The organism is Gordonia sp. UCD-TK1, assembly GCF_001691435.1.
GTDB classification, from domain to species: Bacteria; Actinomycetota; Actinomycetes; order Mycobacteriales; family Mycobacteriaceae; genus Gordonia; species Gordonia hongkongensis.
This window is the reverse complement of the sequence record NZ_LZMP01000006.1, coordinates 1-11,761: the sequence shown is the minus strand read 5'-3', so window position 1 is coordinate 11,761 and position 11,761 is coordinate 1. Positions and strand designations below refer to the sequence as shown.

9 protein-coding genes are annotated in these 11,761 nt (G+C 67.0%); all 9 read right to left on the bottom strand.

Features of this window, described 5'->3' with window-relative positions; translation table 11 throughout:
• Positions 1-2 precede the first annotated feature (2 nt).
• Complete coding sequence (locus A9310_RS04965; protein WP_065629773.1) at positions 3-1,496, bottom strand: NAD(P)/FAD-dependent oxidoreductase; 1,494 nt, start codon at positions 1,494-1,496, stop codon at positions 3-5.
• Between the two features lie 10 nt (positions 1,497-1,506).
• Positions 1,507-2,466: a reductase gene (locus A9310_RS04960; RefSeq protein WP_065629650.1), complete on the bottom strand. Its 960-nt coding sequence runs from the start codon at positions 2,464-2,466 to the stop codon at positions 1,507-1,509.
• A 43-nt stretch (positions 2,467-2,509) separates the two neighbouring features.
• Complete coding sequence (locus tag A9310_RS04955; RefSeq protein WP_065629649.1) at positions 2,510-3,370, bottom strand: SDR family NAD(P)-dependent oxidoreductase; 861 nt, start codon at positions 3,368-3,370, stop codon at positions 2,510-2,512.
• The gene (locus A9310_RS04950) at positions 3,367-4,374 is read right to left on the bottom strand and encodes an alpha/beta hydrolase (RefSeq protein ID WP_065629648.1); all 1,008 of its coding nucleotides are present in this window, start codon (positions 4,372-4,374) and stop codon (positions 3,367-3,369) included. The genes A9310_RS04955 and A9310_RS04950 overlap by 4 nt, the downstream gene beginning before the upstream one ends.
• Before the next feature lie 137 nt (positions 4,375-4,511).
• Positions 4,512-6,155 (bottom strand): NCS1 family nucleobase:cation symporter-1, encoded by a 1,644-nt coding sequence (locus A9310_RS04945; RefSeq protein WP_065629647.1) that lies wholly within the window; start codon positions 6,153-6,155, stop codon positions 4,512-4,514.
• 123 nt (positions 6,156-6,278) lie between these two features.
• A complete protein-coding gene (locus A9310_RS04940; RefSeq protein ID WP_065629646.1) occupies positions 6,279-6,971 on the bottom strand; it encodes a GntR family transcriptional regulator in 693 nt (230 codons plus the stop codon).
• An 8-nt stretch (positions 6,972-6,979) separates the two neighbouring features.
• Positions 6,980-8,893 carry a S9 family peptidase gene (locus tag A9310_RS04935; protein ID WP_065629645.1) on the bottom strand — a complete coding sequence of 638 codons (1,914 nt, stop codon included), beginning with the start codon at positions 8,891-8,893 and terminating at the stop codon, positions 6,980-6,982.
• On the bottom strand, positions 8,890-10,689 hold the full coding sequence (locus tag A9310_RS04930) for an N-acetylglutaminylglutamine amidotransferase (protein ID WP_065629644.1): 1,800 nt from the start codon (positions 10,687-10,689) through the stop codon (positions 8,890-8,892). The genes A9310_RS04935 and A9310_RS04930 overlap by 4 nt, the downstream gene beginning before the upstream one ends.
• A gap of 195 nt (positions 10,690-10,884) precedes the next feature.
• The coding region (locus tag A9310_RS04925; protein WP_139104542.1) for a transposase at positions 10,885-11,761 on the bottom strand (877 nt) is incomplete at its 5' end.

Genomic DNA, 11,761 nt, shown 5'->3' with positions numbered 1-11,761 from the left:
CCTCACTGTAACGCTGCGGTGGCCGGAGTCCGAGCGTCCTGGTGAACGAGGATCCGGTAGTCGCGCAGTTCGACGCGGCGCAGCTGATTGACGTACTGGGTCGCGAAGCCGGGGTACATCGTCGCGTTGAACCCGTCGTCGGTGAGGTACCAGCTCTGGCATCCGGAGTTCCAGGTGGTCGAGGTCAGTCGACGCTGGATGTCCTGGTTGTATCGCTCCTGCGCCTCGGCGCGCACGTCGAGAGCCTTCCAGTCGTTCTCGAGCAGCTGGGTGACCGCTTCGGTGATGTAGTCGATCTGGGCCTCCATGTAGACCAGCGCGGAGCTGTGGCCCGGGCCGGAGTTGGGTCCGAACGTGAAGAACAGATTGGGATAGCCGGACACGGCGACGCTGCGGTACGCGAACGCGCCCCGGCCCCACTCGGACGCGAGGTCGCGGCCGTCGAGGCCGGTGATCGGGATCGGCGTCCCGGTCTTGGACACGTCGAATCCGGTCGCGAACACGATGCAATCGAACTGGTGCTCAACACCTTCGACGGTGCGGATGCCGCGTTCGGCGATGCGGGCGATCGGCCAGGTCACCAGTGTGCAGTTCGGTCGCTGGAGCGCGGGGTAGTAGTCACTGGTCATGAGCAGTCGTTTGCATCCCGCGGCGAAGTCGGGGGTGAGCTGTCGGCGCAGCCACGGGTCGTCGACCTGCGACCGCAGGTGCATTTTGCTGGCCGCCTCGACGACGCGGGTCAGGGGAGTGTTCCAGACGACGCCCAGCGCCACCGTCTCGTGACCCCAGAACCAGAGTGAACGCGCCAGTCGCTGGGTGCCGGGCACCGCCCGATAGAGCCGCTTGGTCGTCGCACGGGTCCGCACGTTCGCGCGGGGCAGGACCCAGCCGGGCGTGCGCTGGAAGACCTTCACCGACGCGGCGGTCTCGACCAGCTCCGGCACGATCTGGACCGCGCTCGCCCCGGTGCCCACGACAGCGACCTTCTTGCCGGTGAAGTCGTAGTCGTGATCCCAACGTGCGCTGTGGATCTTGTGCCCCTCGTAGTCCTCGATGCCGGGGATGTCGGGGAAGGAGGCGTTCGCGAGCGGACCCGAGGCCAGGACGACGGCGCGCGCCCGTACCGGTTCGTGCCCTTCGTCGAAGGTGATGGTCCACAGACCGTCGTCGGCGTTGTACTCCATCCCGGTCACCGTGTGGCCGAACCGGATGTGCGGTCCGATCCCGGAGTCGTCGACCATCGACCGGATGTAGTCGAGGATCTCGGCACTGCGCGAGTAGGTGTGCGACCAGTCCGGGTTGGGCGCGAAGCTGTAGGAGTACAGGCGCGACGGGATGTCGCACGCGGCACCCGGATAGGTGTTGTCGCGCCACGTGCCGCCGACCCGGTCGTCGCGTTCGAAGATCGCGAGGTCGTCGATTCCGCGCTCCCGGAGACGGATCGCCGCACCGATGCCGGCGAATCCGGCGCCGATGATGGCCACCGAGGTGTGCATCACCACCCCCTCAGGCCGTCGGCTCGTAGGTGAGTTCCTGCGACCACGTGGGTGTTCGGTGAATGAGGCCGAACGGGATGCGATCGGTGAGCTTCACCATCGAGTCGGCGAACAGGTGGTAGGGCACGTTGCCTCGATTGATCACCGCCGCACCGTGGTACGCGACCACCTGGAACATGGGCAGGCGCCGCACGTACTCACTTCGATCTCCCACCGCCCGGTAGCGCTTCATCGCGCTGTACAACCGTTCCTCGTCGACCCCCATAGCGACGATGTTGTCGCGCATCTTGTTCAGGAGCGGAACATAACTGAGAGCCCCGATCAGGAAGGTCGGCTTGACCCACCCGCCGACGAAATCGATCGTCCGTTTTCGCAACCCCGCATGTCCGAGGATTTCCATCACCTCGAAGTCGACTGCGAGGTGCCGCGATTCATCGGAGTTGATCCGTCTGAACACCTCCTGGGCCACCGGGTCCTTGACCTCGTCGGTGATGAACTTGATCAGCGCGCCGTCGAGCGCGACCTCGAGCATCGGGATCACGGTTCCCAGAAAGGACAGGGACATGTCGTCGGAGTGTCGGTCGAGCCAGTTGATCACCAGCTGCACGTTGACATTCGGTGACGGGATCTCGTCGCCTGTTGCGTTCGGCCCGCTCGCTCCGCTCCCGGCGCCGCCGAGCATGCCCCACCTGCGCATCAGTGCCAGTTCGGCATTGGCATGCTTCTGTTCCTCGGCGTGGAAATGTTCGTAGATGCTCTTCAGCGTCGGGGTCGGCGCCTTCTTGGCCATGGCCGCGAAGCCCCGTGCGCCGACGTTCTCGATCCACATCAGGTCACTCATGAAAGGTTTGAGCTTGGCGTGGAGGTCGGGGTCGATGAGCTCGGCGCCCGGTGCGTCCCAATCGATGTCGATCAGGGCCCATTGACGGTCCTTGATCTTCTGCAGCATGTTGTCGAGGTCGATGGCCATGAGAGTGGTCCTTTCGAGTGGTCGGTGGGCTGAGGTCGCCGGGTCAGGACGACGGCAGGAGGCGGTTGAGGAGTCCGAGTCCGCGGACGTAGGACGCCGGGAAGTGTCGTTTGAGATGCCAGATCACGCGCGCGTCCAGTTGCGGCAGGACGTAGAGACGTCCCAGATCGTGGGCGTCGAGTGTCGATGCGGCCACGCCGGCCGGGGACACCCCGGTCCAGCGCATCAGCGTCCCGGCGAGATCCTGTGCGTCCGAGGTGATCCGACCGTCGTGAGCCACGTTGGTCTTGACGAACGTGGGGCACAGAACCGTGACACCGACGCCGGCGGAGGCCAGCTCGGCGGCGAGTGTCTCGCTCAGCGAGACCACGCCGGCCTTCGACACGTTGTAGGGCGCCATCACCGGCGCCGCGGCGAAACCCGCGGCCGACGCGACGTTGATGATCCCGCCGCGGCCCGCTTCGCGCAGCATCGGTGCGAAGAGTTCGCACCCGTGCACCACACCCCAGAGGTTGATCCCGAGCGTCCAGTCCCAGTCGTCGAACCCGATGTCGCCGACCGGGCGGCCCCCGATGCCGACTCCGGCGTTGTTGACGACGAGGGTCGGTGGACCGTCGAAGGTGTCGCGGGTGAACGCCGCGAGCGAGGCCATCGCGGCCCGGTCGGCGACATCGCAGGTGAACGCATGGGCCACCCGCCCGGTCCGGGAGGTGACCAGCGACGCGGTCTCGTCGGCGCGTGTCTCGTCGATGTCGGCGCAGATCACCTCGCCGCCGCGCCGGCCGAGTTCGAGCGCGAACGCACGGCCGATCCCGCTCCCGGCACCGGTGACGAGCGCGCGAGCGTTCTGCGACACCGGATTCCGGAGGAACCGACGCCGTATTCCGTCGACCGCGGTGATCATGACGCGTCCGCCTCGGTGAGTGAGGCCGGGGCCGTCGCCGGAGACGGCCGGTCCGCCGCCCGGTCGCCCAGGAACTCGGCCACCCGGCGCAGTGCGGCGTCGGCTTCTGGGCCGAGCCGGGGGAGGGCCTGGAAGACGTGCATCAGGCCCGGCCAGATCTCCAGCCGGCTGTCACCGCCGTGCGCGCTGAGTTGCTCGTGCAGGTGGCGGGCGTCGGCGCTGAGCATCTCGGCGCCGCCCGCCTGGATGAGGAACGGTGGAAGATCCCGTGCCGCCGCGAAATCCAGCGCGAGACGCGGGTCGTCGGCGGCAACGTCGCGGGTGTAGAGCGCCACCAGGCGGGCGGCAGCCGCAGCCGTGATCGCCGGGTCGCGCCGGATGCGTTCCTGGGTGCGCGCCAGCTCGAAGGTGAGGTCGATGAGCGGGGAGAACAGGACGACCGCGGCGGGTTGGGCGGCGCCGCCGTCCGCGCGCCGGAGGGTCAGATCGCAGGCCAGATGACCGCCGGCGGAGTCGCCGGCGACCACGATGTCGGCAGGAAGGAAGCCCTGGCGAAGCAGCCAGTCGAAGCCGTCGGCGACGTCCTCGGCGGCGGTGGGGAATCGGTGCTCGGGCGCCAGACGGTAGTCGACGACGAACACCGGTATCCCGGTCGCGAAAGAGAGCCGCGCGGCCAGCGACCGATGTGTGCGAGCCGAGCAGATGCTGTACGCGCTGCCGTGGACGTAGTAGATCGCGCGGCGCCCCCGTCGGACATCCGGTCCGAGAACCCACTCGCCGCGAATGCCGTTCTCGCGGACCGGATACACGGTTGTTCCGGATGGCGTACGTCCGAGCGTGCGCATGATCGCGGCGATGAGACCGCGCGAGAGTCGGATGCCCAGCGGATTCAGTGGAATCGCGCCGGTGAACGTGCCGAGCCCCCACCTCGTCGCATGGGCGGTCACGGTGGCCCGTGCCGACGCGCGGGTCGGCAGCGGGGTCGGAGTCGTGCTGGTGTGCATCAACTCACACCATCAGCAACCGTGCCATTTGTCAATGGCACAATGGATGCGTCAGGGGTGGGCGGTGGGTTCGGGAGCCGCACACACAGCAGACCGGGCCGCGCGAGATGCTCGCGCGGCCCGTGGTTCACCGCCCGTCAGTTCCGGGTGCTGCCCCCGGGCACGGTGGACGCGGCTTCTGTGGTCGGCGTTCCCGCGGTCTCGGGCTCCGCCGACATCACTTCGATGTCAGCGGTCATGCGAGCGAGCGCCGCGGGTCCGTAGATCAGGCGGGTCGGCACGAACTTCATCCCGAGCCAGTAGAGGAGCATGCCCATGCCCGCGCCGATGAACCACGTGAAGCTGGCCTGATACACGGTGCCGAAGATGACGACACCGATCGGGAGGATCGACGCGATGGCGGTGGCGCCGACGGCAACCGGGTTCCAGCCGTTGCGGTACCAGTAGGCGCCCTCGGGCCTCATGGTGAAGAGCTCGTCCACCTCGATCTTCTGCTTCTTGACGAGGTAGAAATCGGCGATCAGGATGCCGAACAGCGGACCGATGACCGCGCCGAGGGTGTCCATCGTGTAGTGGATCGCGGTCGGATTGTTGAAGAGGTTCCACGGCGTGATGAGCACCGAGCCGACCGCCGCGATCATGCCGCCGGTTCGCCAGCTGATCTTGGTGGGCGCGACATTCGAGAAGTCGAACGCCGGCGAGACGAAGTTCGCGACGATGTTGATCCCGATCGTGGCGATGGCGAAGGTGAGCACGCCCAGCACCGCGGCGGTCGTGTTGTCGATGCGATCGACGATGTGCACCGGATCGGTGATGATGTTGCCGTCCTCGTCGGTGCCGATGACCGTGACCGCCGCGGAGACCGTGCACACCACGAGGAGTGAGAAGAAGAGGAAGTTGACCGGCAGGCCCCAGAAGTTGCCCTTCTTGACCTCGCCGAAAGTGCGCCCGTACCGCGAGAAGTCACCGAAGTTGAGCATCGGACCGGAGAAATAGGAGATCACGAGTGCGATCGCGCTGATCATCATCGTGAACGACGACCATCCCGAGAGTCCGTCGCCGACCGACAGGTCGAGACTGACGTTGTCCCAACCGGCCTCGACGACCAGGTAGGCCGCCAGCGCGATCATGACGACATACACTGCGGGACCGCAGAAGTCGATGAACTTCCGGATGGTCTCCATCCCGTTCCAGAACACGAACGCCTGCAGGATCCACATCAGGATGAAACCCGCCCAGCCGAGCGCGGACAAGCCGAGGAAACCATGCTGTTCGACATCGCCCCAGGGCTCGAGTCCGGGCCAGAACTTCAGCGCCAGGAGGCCGAAAGCGACTGAGGCGAGGTAGGTCTGGATGCCGTACCAGACGACCGCGATCACGCCGCGGATGATGGCCGGGATGTTGGCGCCCTTGACGCCGAAGGAGACCCGGGTCGTCACCGGGTAGGGGACGCCCGCCATCTGGGAGGGCTTCGCGACCAGATTGCACAGGATGTTGACGGCCACGATGCCCACCACGAGCGCCACCAGCACCTGCCAGGCCGCGATGCCCAGCGCGAAGAGGCTGCCCGCGAACACGTAGCCGCCGACGCTGTGCACGTCGGACATCCAGAAGGCGAAGATGTTGTACCACGTCCACTTCTGTTCCTTCAGTGGCGCGAGATCGGTGTTGGTGAGCCGATCGTCGTAGGTGGACTTGATGACGCTCTCACCGGCGGCGCCGGTGTGGGACGTGGCCGCGGGTACCTGCGGTCCGGGCGTCCCGGAGGGTGGTGTGGACATTGGCGTTCTCCTGGTCCTGGTCAGCGGCCGGGGTCGGAAGTCATACGGGGCGCACGCTGATGGGAGAAATGTAAGAACGGATTGTTACCCCGCGATGAACGGGCAGATATACTTCGCCGGGGCTCAGTCGTGGCGGACGTCGAGGAGTGCGGCGGTCTCGATGACGGCGCTCTCGAGGCGCTGGTGGTGACGGTGTGCGACGTCGAGGACCGATGCGGTGTCTCGGTCGCCGAACGCCGCGAGCAGGTCGGCGTGGTCGTTGTTGAGTGCCTGCTGGGTCTCGGCGGTCACCGATCTCATCACCTGGAACGGCTCGGTGAGATTCCAGGTCGCCTCGAACATGTTGAGCAGGCGCGGCATCGCGCACGGCTCGGTGAGAGCGCGATGGAACTCGCGGGAGATGTCGTGAAAAGCCTTGCCGTCGTTGTACTTCACCGCCGTGAGCAGCTCGATGTGGCGTGCGCGTGCGGTCTCCAGCGAGGACTCGTCGATCAGGCCGACCGACCGGGCGAGTGCTGCTTGTTCGAGAGTGCCTCGGACGAAGTAGATCTCGCGTAGCTCCTCGGTGGACAGCTGACTCACCCGGTACCCCGCTCCGGGGCGGTGCACCACCAGGCCTTCGCCGACCAGTGTCTTCAGGGCTTCGCGGACCGGGATCGGACTCACGTCGAAGGCGTCGGCGATCTCGCCCGGCGGGAGTTGGGTCCCCGGGGGCGCGCCACCGGACAGGATCAGTCGACGTAGTTCCTCGAGCACATTCGCACGTGTGTTGGGCGAACGCGTCTCGGCGAGCTGGGCGAGCAGGCGGTCGGTCATCCGCCTGTTCATCGAGATGACCGGGTCCGGGACGGGTGACGCGCGATCCAGTCGGCGACCGCCTCGGTGAGCCGATGTTGATTGTGCCGCTTGACGATCTCGTGACCCTCGTCGTCGAACATCAGCATCTCGGCCACGGCGCCGCGTGCCTGGAGTTCGGCGACGATCTGTTGCGACTCGCTCACCGGCACGTTGGTGTCGTGCGCTCCGTGGACGACGAGCAGCGGCGCGCGCACCGCGTCGATCCGGTGGATCGGCGACAGGTCGGCGAGGAGTTCACGGTCGAACTCGGGATGTCCGTACTTGGTGTAGGCCGCCACCGCGATCCACGGTTCGGTGTTGCGGAAGAACGACTCCAGGTCGCTCATGCCGCAGATGGCGATCCCGGCGGCGAACAGGTCGGGATGGAAGGTCAGGCATGCCAGGGTCAGATATCCGCCGTATGAGCGGCCGGAGCAGTAGACCGCGTCGGGGTCGGCAATGCCCTGTCGACACAGGAACTCGGCACAGTCCGCGGCGTCGTCGATCCCGGCATACCGTCCGTATCGGTCGTCGGCGTGCGAGAACAACCGGCCGTATCCCGACGACCCGCGGACGTTCGCGGCGAAGACCGTGATCCCGGCGTCGACGAGGGGACCGAACAGGAACTGGTAGTCCGGGCGCGACTGTCCCTCCGGTCCGCCGTGGAAGTAGAGCAGCGTGGGGCCGGGCACGGCCGTGCCCGCGGCCCGCTTGGCGCGGAACAGGAAGCCGGACAACGGCATACCGTCGCGCGCCGAGAACTCCGTCAGTTCGGGCCGGAGCAGACACGAGGGACCCTCGCCGGCGACGACGTCGTCGCGGACCGGGAACACCTGCCGGTTGGCGACATCCACGAGATGGACGAGGGGGGAGTGCTGCGGGCTCGACACCGTCACCGTCACGACCGACCCCGCGGCACTGATGGACAGGTCGGAGGCCACCTCGCCGGGCAGGTCGATGGGCGGGTGCAGGGTCTGATCGGGCAGAGTCAGGATCTGCAACTCGCTGCAGCCCCGCACATTCCACAGCAGGGCGACGGTCGACTGGTCGTGGCTGACCGCGAACTCGTCGAGCCCGATGTCGACGCGCTGGGCCATCACCCGGAAGCGCACGCCGAACTTGCTGACCTCGACTCCCAGAAGCCGAGGGAACTTGGCGTCGAAATCGCTGCGCACCAGCGCCTGGACACTGTCGAGGTCGCGGGCCGGTTCGTTCGGGGCGGGGACGAACACCAGGGATGAGTGATCGAAACCCTGGTCGAGGAGATAACCCTGATCGGTGATCGCGCCCGGATCCTGCGGCAGCAGCGGGGTCATCGTGATCTCGTCGTCACCCGATTCGGGGCGGCGGCGCAGCAGCAACATGTCGTGATACCCGCGCGGGCCCACCCGGACGAGGGTGGCACCCTTCCACGAGTCGATCAGCACGCTGCCGACGCGCTGATCGAGGGTGAGCGTCGTCCCGGTCCCCGGATGCACGCGGAGCGCGTGGGAGGTGCCGTCCTGATCGATGGCGGTGATCAGGACCCAGTCGGTGTCCCAGCCGACCAGGCCCACCGTGCCGAACGATCGCCCGTCGGGGCGCGTCGCGGCGATGCGATGGGCGGTGTCGTCGTCGGGATCGGTGGTGACGACCCACACCTGGTGGTGCTCACCGCCGCTCGGCGCGATCTCGACCGCCAGCCAGCGACCGTCCGTGGAGTGCACCACCTTTCGGACCGGACCGGTGGATCGGAGCTGCACCCAGCGCAACTCGCCGACGCCGTCCCGCGAGAGCGATCGCTGCGCGGCCCGCGGATAACCGGTGCCCTCGTCGACGATGTAGGCGAAGGCACTCCCGTCGGGGGAGAGCGAGGCGCCGTAGGTCTTCCAGCCGCGGTCGTCGAAACGCAGAGCGGTCACCGTCGAGCGTTCGCTTCCATCGTCTGCAACCACATCTCCAGCAGGGCGACCTGCCACAGCTCGTTGCCGTCGAGTCTCGTGCGGATTCCGTTGGGGTCGGCGAACAGTCGGTCGAGGGCCGCGGGACGGTACAGGCCGCGATCGCGGGCCGCCTTCGACCGCAGGGTGTCCGACACGAGATCGAGGACACCGCCGGTCAGATGGCGGATACCCGGCACCGGGAAGTACCCCTTCGTGCGATCGATGACCGCCGACGGCAGCAGCGCCCGGCTCGCCTCCTTGAGGACGCCCTTGCCGCCATGCGCGAGTTTGAGATCGGGGGGACACGTGGCGGCCAGTTCGACGAACTCGTGGTCGAGGAACGGGACGCGGGCCTCCAGGCCCCAGGCCATCGTCATGGTGTCGACGCGTTTGACCGGGTCGTCGACGAGCATGACGGTCGTGTCCAGGCGGAGGGCGGCGTCGACGGCGGTGGCCGCACCCGGTGCGGACTGGTGGGCCCAGGCGAATTCGAAGCTGGGGTCGTAACCGGCCTCGGTGAGGTAGTCGTCGGCGAGGATGCCGCGGATGTCGACATCGTCGCGGTCGAAGAACACGTCGGCGTACGCGCGCGTCGTCTTCTCCCGGGTCACGTCCAGCAGCGGGGGATACCAGCTGTACCCGCCGAGGATCTCGTCGGCGCCCTGACCGGACTGGACCACCTTGATGGACTTGCTGACCTCCTGCGACAGGAGATAGAACGCGACGCAGTCGTGACTGACCATCGGTTCGCCCATCGCCGCGACCGTGTCCGGGATAGCGGGCAGCAACCGGTCGGTCCCGATGTGGATCTTGTGGTGGTCGGTACCGAAGGTGTCGGCGATGAGGTCGGAGTAGGCGTACTCGTCCCCCGATTCCCCGGCCGCGGAATCGAATCCGATGCTGAAGGTCGCGAGGTCGGTCTGACCCTGCTCGGCGAGCAGCGCGACCACCAGCGAGGAGTCGACGCCCCCGGACAGCAGCACGCCGACCGGGACGTCGGCGACCATGCGCCGGCGCACGGACGTCCGCAGCGAGTCGAGCAGCTCGTGCTGCCATCGCTTCTCGTCCCAGTCCCGGCGGTCGGGATGCGGTTCGAAAGCCGGTTCCCAGTAACGGCGTTCGGTGCGGCGTCCGTCGGGCTGGATGGTCATGACGGTGGCCGGCGGCAGCTTCCGGATGCCGTTGTAGATGGTGTGGGGTGCCGGGACGACGGCATGGAAGCTGAAGTAGTGGTGCAACGCCACCCGGTCGATCGAGGTGTCGACGTCGCCGGCGCGCAGGAGCGCCTGCACCGACGAGGCGAACCGGAGTCGACCGGGGGTGTCGGCGAGGTAGAGCGGTTTGATGCCGAGCCGGTCCCGTCCGAGGGTGACCACGCCGGTGTCGGTGTCGACGACGGCGAACGCGAACATGCCCATGAAATGGTCGACGCAGTCGGGGCCCCAGGCATGGAACGCCTTGAGGATGACCTCGCTGTCGGCGTGGGAGAAGAACGTGTAGCCCTTGCCCTCGAGTTCGGCGCGCAGTTCGTGGTGGTTGTAGATGCACCCGTTGAAGACCAACGCCAGGCCGAGTGCCGGGTCGATCATCGGCTGACTGCCCTTTTCGGTCAGGTCGATGATCTTCAGGCGCCGATGACCGAGCGCCACAGCGCCTTTCGAGAAGACGCCCGAGCCGTCAGGGCCGCGACGCGTCATCTCGCAGGTCATGGCGTCGACCGCCGAGACATCCGGAGCCGTCCCGTCGAACCGGATCTCGCCGCAGATTCCGCACATGGGTCGGTGGTCCTCCTCGTTAGCTGTCGTACTCCGGTGCCGCTGGTGCCCTGGTGCCCCGGGCGGAGGCATCCTCCCACCCTAGGAGCCTGCTGAATTAGGGTCCAGCCTGGGTTGAGGTTCCTGCTGCGGGGATGTGTCGGTTCCGGGGTGTGGTCGTGGTGATCGATCTAGGTGGGGCGGCGGTGCCGCGGTTCAGGCGGTGGCCAGTGTCCAGGTGCCGTTGGTGGTAGTCAGTCCGAGGGTGATCAGGCGGCGTAGGTTGATCGCGGCGGCGCGGTGGTGCAGCCAGTTGTTGTTGCGTTCGATTCCACGGTAGGGMACCCGCCGGTTACCGCGGGTGAGCCAGGCAATCGTCCGTTCGACCATGGGTCGATGCTGGCGGTAGGTGTCGGCAATAGTGTTGTCAGAGAAGTGTTGTCGGTGTTCGCGCTGGAGTTGGTGGTGTTCGCCGAAACTGATTTTGCGTCCACGAACCGCGGTGGTGCACTGTGCCCGAAGTGGGCAGTCGTGGCAGGCCGCACCGTAGGTGACGTGGCCTTTCGCGCTGACCGGTCGGGTCAGGTTGTTGGGGCAGGTCAATGTGTTCGAGTCGGCGTCGAAGGTGAAATCGTCGATGACGAAACCACCAGCAACCGCCGGCATGTGTGGCTTGGGTTTGATCACCGCGTTCCATCGTGTCCGCGCCAGCGTGGCCAGCATGTCACCGGAGGCATACGCTGAATCACCCAGCACCTCACGATCGTCGGCGTCGTCGGCGACGGTCGGATCGCTCAGCAACAACCGTGCCCCGACTGCTCCGTCGGAAGTGYCCGGACCAGCGGCTTTGGTCATCTCGATCGCGGTGACYAACCCGGTCTCCGGTTCATTGACGATGTGGCCCTTGAACCCGTCCTGCTGGCGTGCCCGGGTTTTGTGGGCGTGGCGGGTGTCGGTATCGACGGTGGAGATCACCCGGTCCGGGGCGGTCCGGGGCGCGATGCGCCAGCGTCCGTCGGTGCCATCAGAACCTGGTGCCGGTTCCACATCCTGGCCGGTCACCAATGCCAGCAATGCCACCGCCTGCGCCTGG